This is a genomic window from Acidimicrobiales bacterium (assembly GCA_035547835.1).
Lineage (GTDB): Bacteria > Actinomycetota > Acidimicrobiia > Acidimicrobiales > Iamiaceae > DASZTW01.
The window spans coordinates 142,327-158,970 of record DASZTW010000002.1; the positions used below are offsets into that span (position 1 = coordinate 142,327).

20 protein-coding genes are annotated in these 16,644 nt (G+C 70.3%); 11 read left to right on the top strand and 9 right to left on the bottom strand.

All coding sequences use genetic code 11. The features are described from left to right. Positions 1-10 precede the first annotated feature (10 nt). From VHA73_01955 to VHA73_01965, 3 genes are all read right to left on the bottom strand, one after another. Positions 11-202, bottom strand: coding sequence for an antitoxin (locus tag VHA73_01955; protein ID HVX16770.1), 192 nt, complete (start codon positions 200-202; stop codon positions 11-13). 107 nt (positions 203-309) lie between these two features. Continuing rightward, positions 310-810, bottom strand: a complete 501-nt coding sequence (locus VHA73_01960) for a hypothetical protein (GenBank protein HVX16771.1) — start codon at positions 808-810, stop codon at positions 310-312. Then, complete coding sequence (locus tag VHA73_01965; protein ID HVX16772.1) at positions 807-1,754, bottom strand: PAC2 family protein; 948 nt, start codon at positions 1,752-1,754, stop codon at positions 807-809. The genes VHA73_01960 and VHA73_01965 overlap by 4 nt, the downstream gene beginning before the upstream one ends. Positions 1,755-1,823: 69 nt before the next feature. On the opposite strand from VHA73_01965, the gene VHA73_01970 reads away from it, so the two are divergent. Beyond that, positions 1,824-2,267: a GNAT family N-acetyltransferase gene (locus VHA73_01970; GenBank protein ID HVX16773.1), complete on the top strand. Its 444-nt coding sequence runs from the start codon at positions 1,824-1,826 to the stop codon at positions 2,265-2,267. 65 nt (positions 2,268-2,332) lie between these two features. Next, positions 2,333-2,767, top strand: coding sequence for a CBS domain-containing protein (locus tag VHA73_01975; protein ID HVX16774.1), 435 nt, complete (start codon positions 2,333-2,335; stop codon positions 2,765-2,767). 17 nt (positions 2,768-2,784) lie between these two features. Here the strand turns inward: VHA73_01975 and VHA73_01980 are convergent, their stop codons facing one another. Then, the gene (locus tag VHA73_01980; GenBank protein ID HVX16775.1) at positions 2,785-3,633 is read right to left on the bottom strand and encodes an acyl-CoA thioesterase II; all 849 of its coding nucleotides are present in this window, start codon (positions 3,631-3,633) and stop codon (positions 2,785-2,787) included. 60 nt (positions 3,634-3,693) lie between these two features. Here VHA73_01980 and VHA73_01985 point away from each other — a divergent pair, with 60 nt between their 5' ends. After that, a complete protein-coding gene (locus tag VHA73_01985) occupies positions 3,694-4,251 on the top strand; it encodes a GtrA family protein (GenBank protein HVX16776.1) in 558 nt (185 codons plus the stop codon). A gap of 49 nt (positions 4,252-4,300) precedes the next feature. On the opposite strand, the gene VHA73_01990 is transcribed toward VHA73_01985, so the two are convergent. The 4 genes from VHA73_01990 to VHA73_02005 all read right to left on the bottom strand — a co-directional run bounded on the left by VHA73_01990 (position 4,301) and on the right by VHA73_02005 (position 8,223). Next, on the bottom strand, positions 4,301-5,395 hold the full coding sequence (locus tag VHA73_01990; GenBank protein ID HVX16777.1) for a prenyltransferase/squalene oxidase repeat-containing protein: 1,095 nt from the start codon (positions 5,393-5,395) through the stop codon (positions 4,301-4,303). Beyond that, entirely contained in the window at positions 5,388-6,173 is a 786-nt protein-coding gene (locus tag VHA73_01995; GenBank protein HVX16778.1) for a class I SAM-dependent methyltransferase, read from the bottom strand. The genes VHA73_01990 and VHA73_01995 overlap by 8 nt, the downstream gene beginning before the upstream one ends. A gap of 19 nt (positions 6,174-6,192) precedes the next feature. Continuing rightward, on the bottom strand, positions 6,193-7,485 hold the full coding sequence (locus VHA73_02000) for a glycosyltransferase family 4 protein (protein HVX16779.1): 1,293 nt from the start codon (positions 7,483-7,485) through the stop codon (positions 6,193-6,195). A 69-nt stretch (positions 7,486-7,554) separates the two neighbouring features. After that, complete coding sequence (locus VHA73_02005; GenBank protein HVX16780.1) at positions 7,555-8,223, bottom strand: hypothetical protein; 669 nt, start codon at positions 8,221-8,223, stop codon at positions 7,555-7,557. A gap of 221 nt (positions 8,224-8,444) precedes the next feature. On the opposite strand from VHA73_02005, the gene purN reads away from it, so the two are divergent. The 3 genes from purN to VHA73_02020 are packed head-to-tail and all read left to right on the top strand — an operon-like array spanning position 8,445 to position 11,269. After that, positions 8,445-9,011 carry a phosphoribosylglycinamide formyltransferase gene (gene purN / locus VHA73_02010; protein ID HVX16781.1) on the top strand — a complete coding sequence of 189 codons (567 nt, stop codon included), beginning with the start codon at positions 8,445-8,447 and terminating at the stop codon, positions 9,009-9,011. 46 nt (positions 9,012-9,057) lie between these two features. Continuing rightward, entirely contained in the window at positions 9,058-10,599 is a 1,542-nt protein-coding gene (gene purH / locus VHA73_02015) for a bifunctional phosphoribosylaminoimidazolecarboxamide formyltransferase/IMP cyclohydrolase (GenBank protein ID HVX16782.1), read from the top strand. 4 nt (positions 10,600-10,603) lie between these two features. Beyond that, entirely contained in the window at positions 10,604-11,269 is a 666-nt protein-coding gene (locus tag VHA73_02020; GenBank protein ID HVX16783.1) for a class I SAM-dependent methyltransferase, read from the top strand. A 128-nt stretch (positions 11,270-11,397) separates the two neighbouring features. On the opposite strand, the gene VHA73_02025 is transcribed toward VHA73_02020, so the two are convergent. Beyond that, positions 11,398-12,099 carry a hemerythrin domain-containing protein gene (locus tag VHA73_02025; GenBank protein ID HVX16784.1) on the bottom strand — a complete coding sequence of 234 codons (702 nt, stop codon included), beginning with the start codon at positions 12,097-12,099 and terminating at the stop codon, positions 11,398-11,400. 222 nt (positions 12,100-12,321) lie between these two features. Here VHA73_02025 and VHA73_02030 point away from each other — a divergent pair, with 222 nt between their 5' ends. From VHA73_02030 to VHA73_02050, 5 genes are all read left to right on the top strand, one after another. Then, on the top strand, positions 12,322-12,819 hold the full coding sequence (locus tag VHA73_02030; protein HVX16785.1) for a hypothetical protein: 498 nt from the start codon (positions 12,322-12,324) through the stop codon (positions 12,817-12,819). Next, complete coding sequence (locus VHA73_02035; GenBank protein ID HVX16786.1) at positions 12,816-14,285, top strand: GAF domain-containing protein; 1,470 nt, start codon at positions 12,816-12,818, stop codon at positions 14,283-14,285. Before VHA73_02030 ends, VHA73_02035 begins: the two co-directional genes overlap by 4 nt. Positions 14,286-14,331: 46 nt before the next feature. Further along, complete coding sequence (locus tag VHA73_02040) at positions 14,332-15,204, top strand: tetrahydrofolate dehydrogenase/cyclohydrolase catalytic domain-containing protein (protein HVX16787.1); 873 nt, start codon at positions 14,332-14,334, stop codon at positions 15,202-15,204. Then, on the top strand, positions 15,201-16,073 hold the full coding sequence (locus VHA73_02045) for a methylenetetrahydrofolate reductase (GenBank protein ID HVX16788.1): 873 nt from the start codon (positions 15,201-15,203) through the stop codon (positions 16,071-16,073). Before VHA73_02040 ends, VHA73_02045 begins: the two co-directional genes overlap by 4 nt. An 83-nt stretch (positions 16,074-16,156) precedes the next feature. Continuing rightward, positions 16,157-16,639 (top strand): protease inhibitor I42 family protein, encoded by a 483-nt coding sequence (locus tag VHA73_02050; GenBank protein HVX16789.1) that lies wholly within the window; start codon positions 16,157-16,159, stop codon positions 16,637-16,639. Positions 16,640-16,644 lie beyond the last annotated feature (5 nt).

Here is a 16,644-nt window from a genome sequence, read left to right on the forward strand (position 1 = left end):
CCTCCTTGGTTCAGGCTTGGGCCTGGTCGCCGTCCTCGGGGACGCCGAGCGCATCCTTGGCCTTGTCGACCGCAGTGTCGATCTGGTCGGTGTGCTGGCCGCCGGTCTTCTGGTCGATCACTTCGCCAGCTTTGTCGAGACCTTTGCCGACCTGCTCTTCGTGGCCGGAGATCTTGCTCTTCACCTTGTCGAGGAATCCCATGGGGAACCTGCTTTCGTCGTGGGGGCGGTAGCGATGCCGCCATCGGGGCACTGGCCCGAGTCTTGCCATGAAAGGGGCTGAGGTCAATCGGAAGTGCCCACTCGGCGCTACGGGGAGGGATCGGCCGAACTCGATGGGTACGCGTCGAGCTGGGTCAGCAACGCGTCGACCACCGAGGTCGAGCCACCCGCGCGTTCCCATTCGGCGGCGACGGCGTCGTGGTCGACGAGGCCACAGCGGTCCGGTGCGATGCCGAGCGCCTGGGTGACCGCGGCCGCGAGCTGCGCGGGCTCGACTTCGTCCTCGTAGGCGGGGAAAGCCTCCAGGCCGTCCCACAAGGTTGCTGCGGCGGTGGCAGGTTCGTCGTCGTTTGCCAGCGCGAACGCGATCGACGGGAAGACGTCGTAGTGGCTCGCCACGTCGGGTGGGCGCTCGTAACCCGCCACGGGGTGCAGCCGCCATTCGAGGGTGATCCCGCCGGGGCCGTCGTCGCGGAGCCAGGTCTGGCTCCCGTTGACGTACGCGTCAAGGGGGTCGCCAAGCTGGCGATCGAGGGCGCGAATCACCTCATCGGTTGTGCGCCACACGCAGGAGGGGGTGAGGCTCATCCGGGCTCGTCGGGGCGCTCGCGCAAGAACCGCTCCACCTCGTCGGCAACCCGTTGGGCGTCGGCGTCGGTGAACGGCGGGTGGTGGCCCTCGCCGGCCGGGTGGTCGGCCGGCCCGCCGACGTGATCTTCGGCGGTGAGCTCGGCATCGGCCGCGCCACCGTCGACGCGCTCCTCGAGACCGCGGACGTACGCCGCGGAGTCGTCGTCGGCTGCGACCAGCTGGTCGAGCTCGTGGAGGTAGCGGTCGGCGCCCATCGCGAGCAGGGTGGTGTCGACATCGGTGTCGAGCACCGCGGTGGCCCGCTCGACGAGCGCCAGTGCGGCTCGCGGAGAGGCCGTGCCGGGCACGTAGCTGGGCACGGTGGCCCACAGCGACACGGTGGCGAGACCTTCACGGTTGCAAGCGTCGTGCAGCACGCCGACGATGCCGGTCGGACCCTGGTAGCGCGAGCGCCGCAGGCCGTGGCGCAGCACCGTCGCAGGGTCGCTCGCGGACCCCGTGATCGGTACGGGGCGCGAGTGCGGAACTTCGGCGAGCAGCGCCCCGAGCACCATCACCTCTTCGACGCCGAGCGCGAACGCGATGTCGGTGATCTGCCGGCAGAACGTGCGCCACCGCAGCTGGGGCTCGGTGCCGAGCAACAGCACGACATCCTGATCCGGGCCGTCGGCCCGGCCCGGTGCGGTGGCGACGTTGACCGTGGTCGACGGCCACGTGATCTGGCGCGTGATGCCGTCGACCAGTTCGACGCACGGCCTGGTCTCGGTGAAGTCGAAGAACTCCTCGGCGTCGATCTCCGCGACCGGCTCCGCGTCCCACTGGTCGGCCAGGTAGCGGACCGCGGAGGTGCTGGCGTCACCCGCATCGTTCCAACCGGCGAACGCCGCGACCAGCGTGGGCTGGCGGAGGGTTGGCCGGGCCGACCACCGCACGTGCTCCATCACCTGCACGCTACCGGCCGGCGCCGGTCGTGCCTCTGGCCGGACCCCGCTGGGCCACAATGGGCGCGCATGATCGAGATCGCCGAAGCAACCGAGGTCACGCCGGAGCTCGTTGCCGCGTTCGAGCGGCTCATCCCGCAGCTCTCGACCTCGAACCCTCCGCCCAGCGCGGAAGCGCTCGCGGAGATCGTCGGCTCGCCGGCCACGGTCCTGTTGCTCGCGCGGGACACCGAGCGCGAAGGGGCGGCCGCGATCCTCGGGTCGATGACCCTCGCCCTGTTCCGGATCCCGACCGGTCTGCGGGCGTGGATCGAAGACGTCGTGGTCGACGGTGACGCACGCGGGCGCGGTGTCGGCGAAGCCCTCAACCGCCGGGCGCTCGACCTTGCCGCCGAGCGCGGCGCCACGTCCGTCGACCTCACGAGCCGAGCCAGTCGCGAGGCGGCCAACCGGCTCTACCAGCGCATCGGGTTCGAGCGCCGAGACACCAACGTGTACCGCTACCAGCGCTGACGAGCCGGGCGGGCACAAGCGCACAAAGTCTGGTTTCATGGGTCGCCTGAACGAGGAGGTACCTCATGCGAGTGAGCGGATTGCTCGACGTGAAGGGCACCCAGGTGTTCACCGTGTCGCCCGACGCGGTGGTGGCCGACGTCGCCTCCCTGCTGACCGAACACGGCATCGGCGCCGCGGTCGTGTCCGCAACAGGATCGGACATCCGAGGGGTGGTGTCCGAGCGCGACATCGTCACCGCGCTGGCCCGGCGCGGCGCCGAGGTGCTCGATGATCACGTGACCACGGTGATGACCCGCGACATCGTCACGTGCCGGCTCGAGACCACGGTCGAGCAACTGATGACCAAGATGACGGAACGCCGGGTGCGCCATGTCCCCGTCATCGAGGAAGGCATGTTGGTCGGCATCGTCAGCATCGGCGACGCGGTCCGTGACCGCATCAGCGACCTCGAGAGCGAGACCCGGGTCCTGCACGACTACATCGCCCACGGCCGCTGACGACGTTCCGTCGGCCCTCACACCGGCCGGATCAGCCCTTCCTGCACCACGGACGCCACGAGCGATCCGTCGCGGGTGAACACCAGGCCGCGGGCGAGGCCGCGGGCGCCGGAAGCCGATGGCGTGTCCTGCGCGTACAGCAGCCACTCGTCGGCGCGGAACGGCCGGTGGAACCACATGGCGTGATCGAGGCTGGCCATCATCAGGTGGTCTTCGTGGTAGCTGCCGCCGTGGGGCAACAAGCTGGTGTCGAGCAACGTCATGTCTGATGCGTAGGTGAGGACGCAGGTGTGCAGCACCGGGTCGTTGGGCAGCCGGCCGTCGGCGCGCAACCACACTCGCTGGTGCGGCGGGAGGGGGCGTGCCCGGTCGCCCGGGCTCCAGTCCGCGTGGCGGGTGTCGATCGGGCGGGGCCGGTGGTACCACTCGCCGAGCGAGTCGGCATGCGGGGACCAACGCTCGGCGAAGTCGGGGAGCGACTCCGGCGCCGGCGTGTCGGGCATCTCGACTTGATGGTCGAGGCCGGGTTCAGCCACGTGGAAACTGGCCGACAAGTTGAAGATGGCCTTGCCGCGTTGGATCGCGATCACCCGCCGGGTGGTGAAGGACCGCCCGTCACGGATGCGGTCGACCTCGTACAGCAGGGGCACCGTGGGATCACCGGGCCGGAGGAAGTACGCGTGCAGGGAGTGCACCCGGTGAGTGGCGTCGACCGTGCGCGCCGCCGCCACCAACGCCTGGCCCGCGACTTGGCCACCGAAGACGCGTTGGCGGGTCTCGTCGGGGCTGTTGGCACGGAAGATGTTGACCTCGATCGCCTCGAGGTCGAGCAGTGCGATCAGGCCGTCCACCGCCGCTTGGGTCATCGCGAGATCTTCGCATGCCCGTTGGGAACCGCCGGCATCTCCACCACTACGCTGAACGCCGTGGACTCGCTGCGCCCCGGGGCGCTCATGGAGCTCGCGCGGTCGCATGCGGGCCAGAAGCTGATCCGGTACGGCCTCGTGTCGGCCGTCGGTGTGGTGATCACGCAGCTCACCTTGACCGTGCTGTACAAGTTCTTCGGCGTCGACGCGGCGGTGTCGAACATCGCTGCGGTGTCGGTCTCGTCCGTCCCGTGCTACCTGCTCAGCAAGCGTTGGGTGTGGGGCCGTGACGGGCGCAGCCACCTCCTCAAGGAAGTGGCGCCATTTTGGGGCTTCGCGTTTGCCGGCTTGGTGCTGTCGACCGTGTTCGTGCACTGGGTCAAGCAGCACTCGGACTCGCTGGTGTGGATCAACGGATCGAGCCTGGCGGGCTTCGGCGTGCTGTGGGTGATCCGCTTCCTCGTGCTCGACCGGCTGATCTGGGGGGCACACCACCACACCCCGGTCGACGAGGAGATCGAGGACGAGCTGGCGGCCGAGAGCCGCCTCGGCGGAGATGACGAGTCTGGAGCCGTGGCGCCGAGCGCCATGTCTCCCAACCGCACCTCGATCACCTGACCCGCCGGTCGAGCCGGGGTGACGAGCCTGGCGACCGGGTGTGGGCGCTTCAGTCGATGTCGGGTACCGGGTCGGCCGTGTCGAGCACGAGATCTGGCAGCACGCGATCGGCGTCGGTGAACAGCGCCGAGCCCTTCGTGGCGCCCGACAGCCCGTCGGCGGCCAAGATGACCGCTGCGGCGGTGTACGTCGACTGTTCGCCGCCGGGGAAGTGGACTTCGTCGGGATAGACGGTGCCGGTCCAGTAGCGGCCCGACGGCTCGCGGTACTGCTGGGCCCACTCGAACAGCTCGGTCGCCCGAGCCGCGTCGCCGGCCGCGAGCAACGCCAGCGCACACTCGCAGGTCTCGGCCACGGTGACCCAGGGCCGGTCGGACACGCACCGCACGCCGCGGTCGGGCATCACGAACGTCTTCCAGCGGTCGTCGAGGTGGGCGAGGGCCTCTTCACCCACCAGCACCCCGCCCAGCACCGGGTAGTACCAGTCCATGGCCCAGCGGTGCTTCGGGGCGAAGGCGTCGGGCGCGTCGCCCCGCGTGTGCGCAGCCACCACGTGGGCCAGGCGTGCGGCGGACAGCTCCCAGTCGGGGCGGTCGCGCCCGAGCAGCTCGGCGATGGCGATCGCGCACCGGAGGCTGTGGCACATGCTCGACGAACCGGTCAGCAGCGCGAACGACCACGGCGTGCCGTCGGCGTGGCGGGCCCAGAGGATCTCGCCGCCGGGTTGCTGGAGCTCGAGCACGAAGTCGATGGCCCGCTCGACCACCGGCCAGAGCTCCTCGACGAAGCCCCGGTCGCCGTACAACAGCCAGTGGTGCCACACGCCGGCCGCCACGTACGCCACGCAGTTGGCGTCGAGCTTGTCCTGCTCGATCCGGTCGGCCAGGTAGTACTGGTGCCAGGCGCCGTCGGGGCGCTGGATGCCGACCAGCCACCCGTAGGCCCGCTCTGCGGCACCACGGTTGCCGGCCACGGCCAGAGCCATCGCCGCTTCGACGTGGTTCCACACGTCGGCGTGGCCGCCAGGCACCCACGGGATCATGCCGTTGGGGAGCTGCCACTCGGCGATGGCGTCGGCCGTGCGGCACAGCTCGTCGGCGCTCAACACGCCCGTCACTTCGGGGATGGCCAGAGGCTCAGACACGAGCGGTCTCCTCTCGGTCGCGATCAGCGGCGCCCGCGTCGGAGCCGACGGCTTGCGGTTTGGTGGCGTACACGACGAGGGACTTGCCGAGCACCGGGTTGAGCACCCGCTCGGTCGTGCGCGTGACCTGGCTCACCACCGGCGCGCCGACGATGTCCCAGGTGAGCACTTGCTTGTACGCCTTGACCAGGGGATTCGTCTCGTTGGTCGGCCCGACCGCGCAGCGCAACCACCAGTACGGCGAGTGGAGGGCGTGCGCTCGGTGTGACCCGGTGGGGTTCAGGCCGGCCGCGTCGAGGCGGTCGCGGACCGCGCGCTCGGTGTAGATGCGCACGTGGCCCCCTTCGACGAACGGCGCGTGGTACTGGTCGGACAGCGCCCAGCACACCTTTTCGGGGAACCATGACGGCACGGTCAGCGCCATCGTGCCTCCCGGGCGCAGCACCCGTGCGAGCTCTCGGTACGCGGCGACGTCGTCAGGCACGTGCTCGAAGACCTCCGAGGCGATGATCCGATCGAACGACCCGTCGGGGAAGGGCAGGCAGCACGCATCGCCGCGGGCGCAGCTCGCCGTGGTGCCGGGTGGGCACTCGCCGGCCTCGAGCATCGCCCCGAACAGGCCGCGCACCTCGGGGAGCTCGACGCCGTTGTAGTCGAGGGCCACCACGTGCGCGCCCCGCCGGAACGCCTCGAACGCGTGGCGGCCCCCGCCGGCCCCGAGGTCGAGGAGCCGGTCGCCTGCGGCGACACCGAGGGTGGCGTAGTCGACGGTGAGCATCAGGTGTGGCGGCCTTCGGTCACGCCTTGGCGCTTCGTTCGGCCCGCTCGGCGAGCAGGGCCCGGTATTGGTCGACGGTCTTGAGCGCGGTGGCCTTCCAGCTCCACTGGTCGATCACCCGCCGGCGACCGGCAGCCCCCACCCTGGCGCGCAGCTCGGGGTCGCCGAGCGCGCCACGGATGCGGGCTGCGAGCGCGTCGGCGTCGCCGGGGGGGACCAGCAGCGCGGTGTCGTCGTCGGCGCCGACCACTTCGGGGAGCGCGCCGCCGGTCGTCGCCACGAGCGGGACGCCGCACGACATGGCCTCGATGGCCGGGAGCGAGAAGCCCTCGTACAGCGACGGCACCACGGCCAGCTCGGCTTCGGCGTACAGCTCGACGATGCGCTCGTCGGACACGCCGGTGATGAACTCGACGGCGTCGGCGAGGCCCAGCTCGTCGATCTTGCGGGCCGACGCGCCGCCTTCCTTCTTGCGCCCGATGACCGTGAGGTGCAGGTCGTCGCGCTCGGTGCGCAGCTTGGCCATGGCCTCGAGCAGGAACGCGAGACCCTTCATGGTGACATCGGCGCTGGCGGTGGTGACCAGGCGACCAGGCACCCGGGCGACGTCGGCCATCGGCCGGAACAGCTCGGGGTCGACACCGACGGGCACCACGTGCATCCGCTCGAGCGGCACGCCGTGGTCGCGGTGGATGTCGGCCATCGAGTTCTCCGACACCGTGATCACGCGCTGCATCCGCTTGGCGACCCGGGTCTGCATGTGGGTGAAGGAGTACCAGCGCCGCAGCGTGAGCCGCTTGTAGGCGCTGGTGGCGTGCTCGAGCTCGAGGCGGCGGTCGACGGTGATGGGGTGGTGGATGGTCGACAGCAGCGGGAAGTCGCGCTGGATGCCGAGCAGGCCGTAGCCGAGCGTCTGGTTGTCGTGGACCAGGTCGAACTCACCGATCCGGTGTCGGAGGTTGTCCCACGCCCGCAGCGAGAACGCCAGCGGCTCGGGGAACGACCCACCCATGAACGACGCGACCTCGACCGCGTCCTTCCAGTCCTTGAGCTCCCACACGCCTGGCATCCGCATGGGAAAGTGATCGTTGTAGATGTCGAGGCTGCGCAGCTTGGTGAGCGGGACCCGCTCGTCGAGCACGGGGTACGGCTGGCCGGCCAGCACCTCGACGGAGTGCCCGAGGTCGACCAGCGCCTTGGCGAGGTGCCGGATGTAGATGCCCTGGCCACCCACGTGCGGCTTGCCGCGGTACGCGAGCAGGGCGACGCGGAGCGGCGCGTCGGGGCGCGGGAGGCTGGAGCTCGGACACATGCGGCGAACAGCCTCGTGGTGATTTGACCCCCCGGTCAAGCCGCACGGCCTGGCCGAGGGGTCAACCGATCAGAACGCCTGCCCCGGAGGTGGTGGCGGCTGGTCGCCGGTCGGCGGCGCGGGAGGTGCTGGCGGCGGGCCGGGGGGCGCCTGCGGAGCGGGTGGCGGAGGGGCCGCAGAGGGTGCCTGCGGCTGGCCCCAACCCGGCGCGGGCGGCTGCTGGGGAGCTTGTGGTTGGCCCCACCCGGGTTGCGGGGGCTGGCCGCCGGGCTGGCCCCACGGCTGCCCGCCGGGGCCCCCCGCCGCAACCGGCTTGTTCAGCGGATCGATGCCGAGCTCGTCGAGGATGCCCCCGGCGAGCACGGCCGCCGTGCCGAAGATGCTCAAGATGAGGCCGATGCCGGTGTCGGCGCCGTGCTTGTTGGAGATCAGCAGGCTGAGCACCAGCCACAGCCCGCCCGCACCGACGATGATCACGAGTTGGTTCAGCGTGAAGATCCACAGCTTCTCGGGGAGGTTGCCGGCGAAGACCTTGGCGGCGACGAGCGCCGCGACGGCCAGGCACAGCACCACGGACGTCGTCGCCCACGGGAACAAACCCGGCAGCGAGTCACTCGACCAGGCGTTGATCCCGGAGCCACCGATCGGCGACTTCAACCAGTCGAGGAATCCGAAGATGAAGGTGAGTACTCCGCCGGCCATGACCAGGATCTGGCCGAGCGTCGGTTTCTTGGTCATGTGGGCGAAGCCCTCCTGTGCAGTGGTCGCATGAGTTCGGCAGGTTGGTGTCGTACGCCGTCGCCCGTTCGCCCGCGGCGAACGCCGTCACGATAGGCGACGCCCGCTCTGCGTGACCGGGATCTTGCGCGGTGGAGCCGCCGCCGTTACCCGAACGAACGCGGACCATGCGCGTCGCTGGCCGAAATCACCGGTCGAGCGCGCTGGTAGCGTGCTGCGTCGTGCGTTTGGCGGTGCTGGTGTCAGGGAGCGGCACGATCCTCGAAGCGTTCCTCGAAGCAGGTCTGCCCGTGGCGCTCGTCGCCGCCGACCGGGCCTGCCGAGGCCTCGAAGTGGCCGAGCGCGCGGGCATCGGCCACGTGCTCGTCGAGCGCGACAGCTACGGCCCCGACTTCGATCGTGGCGCGTACAGCGCACAGATGGCCGGGGTGCTCGACGAGGCCGGGATCGACCTCGTCGTGATGGCCGGTTTCGGCACGATCTTCTCTGAGCCGATGCACGAGCGGTTCGGCGGTCGGATCCTCAACACGCATCCGGCGCTGTTGCCGGCGTTCCCCGGCTGGCACGCGGTGCGTGATGCGCTGGCGGCCGGTGTGAAGGTCACTGGCTGCACGGTGCACGTCGCCGGCCTCGAGGTCGACACCGGGCCGATCCTCGCCCAGGAGGCGGTGGAAGTGCGACCCGACGACACCGAGGCGACCTTGCACGAGCGCATCAAAGAGGTCGAGCGGGCGCTGTACACCACGACCGTCCGCGAGGTCCTGGCGCGCGGACGCGTGCTGCCGTGAACGCTGCCCATCCCCCGATGTCCCACCAACGCCGAGGAGCCGATCTGTGAGGGCCTTGCTTTCCGTCTACGACAAGTCCGGCATCGTGCCCTTCGCGAAGGGGCTGGCTGATCTCGGGTGGGAGCTCGTGTCGAGCGGCGGGACGGCCAAGGCGTTGGCCGAGGCCGGCATCGCGGTGACCGACACGGCCGACCTCACCGGCTCACCGGCGATCCTCGGCCACCGGGTGATGACGTTGCACCCCAAGCTGCATGGCGGGATCCTCGCCGACCCGACCGATCCCGAGCACCAGGCGGACATGCAGGCCCACGGCATCGACCCGTTCGACCTCGTCGTGGTGAACCTCTACCCGTTCGGCGCCGATCCGGCAGTGTTCACCCATGGCGGCAACGCCGGCGCCGTCGACCTGATCGACATCGGTGGGCCAACCATGGTGCGAGGCGCCGCCAAGAACCACGCGCACGTGGGCGTGGTGGTGGATCCCACCGACTACGAGCCGGTGCTCGACGAGGTCCGTGCGCATGGCGCGCTGTCGTCCCAGCGGCGACTCGAGCTCGCCCGCAAGGCGTTCGCCGTGACGGCGGCGTACGACGCCGCGATCGTCGACTGGTTCGACACCCAAGGGGCGATCCCCGCCGACCAGCTGCCGCCGACGTACCACTTGGCGCTCGAACGGGTCGAAGTCACCCGCTACGGCGAGAACCCGCACCAGCGTGGGGCCCGCTACCGCCGGGCGAACACCAGGAGCTGGTGGGACGCCATCGAGCAGCACTCGGGCCTGGCGCTGAGCTACCTGAACTTGTACGACGCCGACGCGGCGTGGCGCTGCGTGCACGACCTCGGCGATGAGCCTGCGGTCGTGATCGTGAAGCACGCCAACCCGTGTGGGGTGTCGATCGCGTCGACGCTGGCCGAGGCGTACCAGCGTGCGTATGAGTGCGACAGCCGGTCGGCGTTCGGTGGGATCGTGGCGTTCAACCGCTCGGTCGACACCGCCACCGTCGAGCGCGTGGTCGAGGCCGCGCAGGCGGACGTGATCATCGCCCCCGGCTACGACGCCGGCGTGGTCGATGCGCTGATCGCCAAGCGCAAGAACACGAGGATCCTCACGGCGCCGGCGCCCACGTCGGAGCGGTTCGAGCTGCGCCAGATCGGCGGCGGCTACCTGTTGCAGGACGCCCACTCGTTCCAGGCCGCGCCGTCCGACTGGCAGGTCGTCACCGAGCGCAAGCCCACGGAGGCCGAGATGGCCGACGCCGCACTGGCCTGGCGGCTGGTGGGATGGGTGCGCTCGAACGCGATCGTGCTGGTCAAGGACCGCACGGCCTGGGGCATCGGCGCCGGCCAGCAGAACCGGGTCGAGTCCGGCCAGCTCGCCGCGGCCAAGGCCGATGGCCGGGCCCAGGGCGGCGCGTGCGCGTCCGACGCGTTCTACCCGTTCCCCGACGGCATCGAGGCCGCCGCAGCTGCCGGCGCGGCCGTGATCGTGCAACCCGGTGGCGCGCTGCGCGACGAGGCGAACATTGCCCGGGCCGACGAGCTCGGCGTGGCGATGGTGTTCACCGGCGAGCGCCACTTCTTGCACTGACGGGGTGGAGGATCACGTGATCCGCTGGCTTGATGACAAGGCAATCGCGGGTCACGCGGCCCAGCACCGCCAAGGCGACGACCACCCGATGCGACGCGTCACCCGGCGCGCCGCTGGTGTGGAGGCCGGTGGTTGGGACGACGGTGCCCGCGACGAGGTCCGTCACCTGTTCGGCGCGCTGGCGTCGGAGTGGCACACGCGCACTTCGCCCGAACGGCGACAAGTGGTCGTCGACGCGCTCGACCGCGGCCTCGCGGCGCTGGGCCACGCACCGGCCGGACTGGCGGTCGAGCCGGGCAGCGGTACCGGCGCGTACTCCAGTGAGCTGGCGAGCCGCTGGGACCAGGCCGTCGCCGTGGAGCTCACCCCCGAGATGCTGCGGCTCGCGCCGCCGGCACCTTCTGCCCGGGTGTTGGCCGACGCGTCCCGGCTGCCGTTGGCGGACGATGCGGCGAATGCGATCGTGCTCGTCAACATGTTCTTGTTCCCCGATGAGGTTGCACGGGTGGTCGCACCCGACGGTGTGGTCGTCTGGGTGAACTCGAGCGGGGAGCAGACCCCGATCCATTTGCCACCCGAGGAGGTCGCGGCCGCGCTTCCGGGGCAGTGGGGTGGCGTCGCCGCCCGGGCCGGTGCCGGTCTGTGGTCGGTCGTCCAGCGAACGGGTTGACTCGCTGATCTGGTCGACCCTCCGGTCCGGGCGACGTCGCGGAGCCTCGACGGCGCAGGACGGGGCGGGTCGTGTGATCCACGTGCCCCGTCCTGTTGCCGCGGTTGCGGGCCGCAGCCCGGCGAGGGTCAGGCCAGACCGAGCCGGGCGCGGAGCGCGGCGAGGTCGGTGGCATCGAGCAGCGAGCCGGTCAGCTCCCACACGCCGTCGAATGCCTCCGGCGGGCCCGACATGCGGATCCCCGCAAGGAGCTCGGTACGGTCGTCGACGTTCATCGCCGGGATCATGGCGACGAGGCCGGGCACGAGTTCCGCTGGAGGCATGCTCCCGATGATGGCCTGGTGGATCGCGATGACCTCGTCGACGCCGACGGCCCGTTCGATCGCGGGCATCAAGACCCGCTCCTCGAGGTCCTGGTGCGCCAGGTACGCGCTGGTGAACGATGCCAACTCCAGGTAGAGGACGTGGCCCGCGACCCGCTGGTGCTGCTCGGCCTCGTTGACGCACTCGTCGGCCATGACGGCGAGACCCTGTACCCGCGCTTCGAGGGTCTCGTGGTCGGTCGCAACCTGCTCGGCCAGGTCCGGCAGCTGCTGTTCGAGGACTGGCTGGATCGCCCCGTCCTCGTGCTCCGCGTGCGTGACGAGAAGGTCGACGAGACGTCGGACTCGCCCTGCCAGCCGCTCGCGCGCGCCCTGATCGGCGGGATCGAGGCTCCCCGCGCTGCTGGTGATCGTGAACAGCTCGGCGCGGATCCCCTTGTGGATGTCGCGGTAGAGGTCGAACGTGACCGGCACGAGCCGGGGACGGGTGGTTTCGATGAGGGACATGACGATGCCTTTCGGTCGGGTTCCAGGTGTCCGACCGATCGTGCGGCAGCTGCATCTTCACGTGGGGATGAATGGCTCGTGAGAGAATGCTCACAAGTCGCTAAGGAGGCGAGCCGCGGCTCGGGCGACCTGTCCGCGCAGGTCCCAGACCGCGGCTTTGGACACGAGGGCAGCCCGGGCGGCGGGCGAGGGTGGAGGTTCCGTTTGCTAGAGCCAGAGGACGTGGCCTTCCTGCACAGCGGGTGCGCGTTGATCGTCGGCCTGGTCGACGACGACGGCCTGCCCTGCGCAGGTCGGGGTTGGGGCCTGCGGGTGGTGTCGATGACCACCGACGAGACTGCACGGCCGGGCGTGCCGTTACGGCTCTTGCTCGACGCGTCGGATCAGCGGTTGCTCGATCTGGTTCGGCCGGGCGCATCGGTGGCCGTGACCGCCACCTCCGTCGAGACGCTGCGCTCGCTCCAGCTCAAGGGCGAGGTGGTTGACCGCGTCGCGGTTCGCCAGGGCGACGCCGACTGCTCGAGCCGGTACTGCGACGACTTCTTCGGCGACATCGTCGCCACCGACCACACGGATCGCGAGCTGCTCGAGCGGTGGCGTCCCCGACAGGTGGTCCCCTACGAGCTGGTGGCCCATGAGGTGTTCGACCAGACACCGGGGCCGGCGGCGGGATCACGGGTGGAGACGCTCGATTCGGACGTTGCGGAAGGTCATCGATGAGCACCGGGCGGTCCGGCACCTCGGAGGCGCCGTTGGCGCTCCGCGACCTCGCCCGTTGCTTCCAGGGTGGGGTACCGGGCGTGATCGCGACGGCGTCGGACACCGGCGAGCCGAACATCACGTACCTGTCGAGGGTCCGCCAGGTCGACGACGAGCGGGTCGCGCTGTCGAACCAGTTCTTCTCCAAGACGTCACGGAACCTGGTCAGCAACCCCCGGGCGAGCGTGCTGCTCATCGACCCGCACACGTACGACGAGTACCGCCTCACGCTCGTTTTCGAGCGCACAGAACGCCAAGGCAGCGTGTTCGACGCACTGCGCGAAGACATCGAGCAGATCGCCTCGGAGTCCGGCATGGAAGGCGTGTTCAAGCTCCGTGCCGCCGACATCTACCGGGTCGTCGACGTCCATCGCTTCACCCCCGGTGCCCCGCCCCATCGCACGTCGGAGCCGCCCGCGGCGCCCACCACCGCGGACGTCGACGAGGGGACGGTGGTCGGGCTCGACGTGCTGGCGGAACTCGCCCGACGTCTGGGGCGGGCGACCGACCTCGACACGATCGTGGCCCTCGCGGTCGACGGGCTGGTCGATCTGCTCGGCCACGCACACGTGTCGCTGCTGCTGGCGGATGAAGGCAACGATCGGTTGTTCACGATCGCGAGTCGCGGCTACGACGAATCGGGGGTTGGCTCCGAAGTGGCGGTGGGCGTGGGGACAGTTGGCCTCGCCGCGGCGCGCTGCGCGGCGATCCGGACGGGGAACCTCGGCCAGCTCGGCAAGTACACACGTACCGTCCGCCGGTCGTTCGAGGCCGAGGGACACGACCTGCCAGGTCGCGAGATCGACACGCCGCAGCTCGATGGCGCCCAGAGCCGGATCGCCGTGCCGGCGATGGCGGGCGGGCAACTGGTGGGTGTGGTCGCCGTGGAGAGCTCACGGGTGGCCGCCTTCACCGACGCCGACGAGCAGCGGTTGACCATCGCGGCCACGCTCATCGGATCGGCCATCGAGGCAGAGCGCAACCGTGAGGCTGCGGCCGGGTCGCTACCGTCAGGCCGACCGGCAGCCGCGCCGCGTTCGGTCAGCGAACCGTCGCGTGCATTGCAGACGGATCACCAGCCGGTCCGCAGTGCAGCAGGGGATGAGGCGATCCTCGTGCGTCACTACGACGTCGATGGCAGCGTGTTCGTCGCCGGCGACTACCTGATCAAGGGAGTGGCGGGACGGGTGCTCTGGACGATCTTGGAGCGCTACCAGGCCGCCGGCCAGGTCGACTTCACCAACCGCGAGCTTCGTCTCGACCCGTCGCTGGGGCTCCCGGCGTTTCGCGACAACCTCGAGAGCCGACTGATCCTGTTGCGCCGGCGCCTCGCCGACCGCGCGGCGCCGATGCGCCTCGACAAGACGGGCCGGGGGCAGCTGCGGCTGCGGGTCGACGGCGTGTTGCAGCTCGATCGGGTCAGATGAGCGCTGGCGGACGGGGTCGCGGGCCGCGGGCCGTAACCTTTGAGGTATGACGGCGCAGATCCTCGACGGGAAGGCCCTCGCAGCGGAGATGCAGGTGCGCCTGCTCGAGCGGATCGAGGCGTTGAAGGCACAGGGGATCACGCCAGGGCTCGGCACCGTACTGGTGGGCGACGACGGGCCGAGCGCCAACTACGTGGCCATGAAGCACCGCGACTGCGCCGAGCTGGGCATCGACAGCGTCGACGAGCGATTGCCCGCCGACGCCACCCACGTTGACGTCGAGGCCGTGATCGATCGCCTCAACGAAGACCCGAAGGTCGACGCGTACCTGATGCAGTACCCGTTCCCGAAGCACCTCGACTTCGAGCGGCTGTTGCTGCGGGTCGACCCCGACAAGGACGTCGACGGTCTCCACCCGGTGAACCTCGGCAAGCTCGTGCAAGGCGTCGACGCGCCGCTCGCCTGCACGCCTGCGGGCATCGTCGTGCTGCTGGAGCGCTACGGCGTCGAGGTCGCCGGCCAGCACGTCGTGATCATCGGCCGCGGCATGACCATCGGCCGGCCGCTCGCCAACCTGCTCACGTTGAAGCGACCGAACGCCAACGCCGCGGTCACCGTCGTGCACACGGGGGTCGCCGATCTCGCCAGCTACACCCGCCAGGCCGACATCGTGGTCGCGGCGGCCGGCGCACCTGGGATTCTCACCAAGGACATGGTCCGGCCCGGCGCGGTCGTGGTCGCTGCCGGTGTGCAGTACGAGGGCAAGAAGGTGCTCTCCGACGTGGCGGACGACGTGGCCGACGTCGCCAGCTGGGTGTCGCCGCGCCTCGGCGGGGTCGGGACGATGACCCGGGCGATGTTGTACGAGAACACCGTGCAGGCGGCGGAGCGCCGCGCCGAGAAGTCCACTGCGACATGACCGCGACCGTCACCCGAATCGCCGACCTGCTCGTCGCAGGTCCCACGTTGTCGTTCGAGTTCTCGCCGCCCAAGAACGACGAGGCGGCGCGGCGCCTCGACGACACCGTCGAGGCGCTGGCCCGCCTACGCCCGTCGTTCACCTCGGTCACCTATGGCGCGCTCGGCAGCACACGCGACCGCACGCGCGACGCCGTCGAGCGGATCTCGAAGCGCTACACGTTCCCGTGCATGGCCCACCTGACCTGCGTGGGTCACAGCCGCGCGGAGCTCGAGGAGCTGTTGGCGCACTACCGGGCCAACGACGTGCACAACATCTTGGCTCTGGCGGGTGATCCGCCGGCCGACGGTTCCGATCCCGGCGGCGACTACACGTACGCGAGCGAACTGGTGGAGTTGGTCCGTGAGCTCGACCACTTCTCCATCGGGGTTGCCTGCCACCCGGAGATCCATCCCCGATCGGCCGATCGCGTGTCGGACCGTCAGCGTCTGACCGAGAAGCTCGCGGTCGCCGACTTCGCGATCACGCAGTTCTTCTTCGACGTGGCCGACTACACCACGCTGGTCGCGGAGCTGGCCGACCTCGGTTGCACCAAGCCGGTGCTGCCCGGCGTGATGCCCTTCACGGGGGTGGCGGGCCTGCGTCGCATGGCCGCCATCAACAACACCCGCGTGCCGGACGATCTCAACGCCCGACTCGAGGAGGTGGCCGACGACCCGCCCGCCGTGCGCGCCATCGGGGTCGACGTGGCCACTGAGCTGGCCCGCCAGCTCCTCGACGCCGGCGCGCCCGGGGTGCACTTGTACACGATGAACCGCGCCGATTCGGTCACCGAGGTCACCGAGCGGCTCGGCCTGCGGCCTGTTTGACCACCTCGACCTCGTTCGGGAACCAGCGGGTCCCGCCCGACGTCAGACCATCCGTGACCGCCTCATCACGTACGGTGACCACCATGTCCGCGTACCTCCGGCCTGCCAGGCGTCGATCCGGTCCGCGGCCGGTCGCCGCGGGCCGCGCCGCAGCCGTGGCCGCCGGGCTCGGCGTCGTGCTCGCCGTGCTCGCGTCCGCTTGCTCGGATGGCAGCGGTGGGACTGACCAGACCGTGTCGATGCGCAGCCAGACCGTGCACCTCGCCGCGGGACACGGCGTGCGCGTGGAGGTCGGCGACGTCAACCCGAGCGTCGGCGACGAATGGACCGTGACACGCAAACCCGACCCTGGCGTGGCGTCGGTCGCCGAGGACTACCACTCATCGTGCCGCAGCGGCGAGACCGGCTGCGGTGGGTCGTTGGCATACATCGTGCGCGCCAAGGGCAACGGCACCACCACCGTCGAGTTCCAGTACTGCTTCCGCTCGAGCCCGGGGCCCGACTGCCAGGCCAAGCCGTCGCAGAGCTCGAACGCGCCCGTGCGGCTCGTCGTCGACGTGAAGTGACCCGC

Bases quoted from the DNA above. Each gene is read 5' to 3' on its own strand.
- VHA73_01955 (HVX16770.1), bottom strand. From the start codon at position 202: ATGGGATTCCTCGACAAGGTGAAGAGCAAGATCTCCGGCCACGAAGAG.
- VHA73_01960 (HVX16771.1), bottom strand. From the start codon at position 810: ATGAGCCTCACCCCCTCCTGCGTGTGGCGCACAACCGATGAGGTGATT.
- VHA73_01965 (HVX16772.1), bottom strand. From the start codon at position 1,754: ATGGAGCACGTGCGGTGGTCGGCCCGGCCAACCCTCCGCCAGCCCACG.
- VHA73_01970 (HVX16773.1), top strand. From the start codon at position 1,824: ATGATCGAGATCGCCGAAGCAACCGAGGTCACGCCGGAGCTCGTTGCC.
- VHA73_01975 (HVX16774.1), top strand. From the start codon at position 2,333: ATGCGAGTGAGCGGATTGCTCGACGTGAAGGGCACCCAGGTGTTCACC.
- VHA73_01980 (HVX16775.1), bottom strand. From the start codon at position 3,633: ATGACCCAAGCGGCGGTGGACGGCCTGATCGCACTGCTCGACCTCGAG.
- VHA73_01995 (HVX16778.1), bottom strand. From the start codon at position 6,173: ATGCTCACCGTCGACTACGCCACCCTCGGTGTCGCCGCAGGCGACCGG.
- VHA73_02000 (HVX16779.1), bottom strand. From the start codon at position 7,485: ATGTGTCCGAGCTCCAGCCTCCCGCGCCCCGACGCGCCGCTCCGCGTC.
- VHA73_02005 (HVX16780.1), bottom strand. From the start codon at position 8,223: ATGACCAAGAAACCGACGCTCGGCCAGATCCTGGTCATGGCCGGCGGA.
- VHA73_02025 (HVX16784.1), bottom strand. From the start codon at position 12,099: ATGTCCCTCATCGAAACCACCCGTCCCCGGCTCGTGCCGGTCACGTTC.
- VHA73_02035 (HVX16786.1), top strand. From the start codon at position 12,816: ATGAGCACCGGGCGGTCCGGCACCTCGGAGGCGCCGTTGGCGCTCCGC.
- VHA73_02040 (HVX16787.1), top strand. From the start codon at position 14,332: ATGACGGCGCAGATCCTCGACGGGAAGGCCCTCGCAGCGGAGATGCAG.
- VHA73_02045 (HVX16788.1), top strand. From the start codon at position 15,201: ATGACCGCGACCGTCACCCGAATCGCCGACCTGCTCGTCGCAGGTCCC.
- VHA73_02050 (HVX16789.1), top strand. From the start codon at position 16,157: ATGTCCGCGTACCTCCGGCCTGCCAGGCGTCGATCCGGTCCGCGGCCG.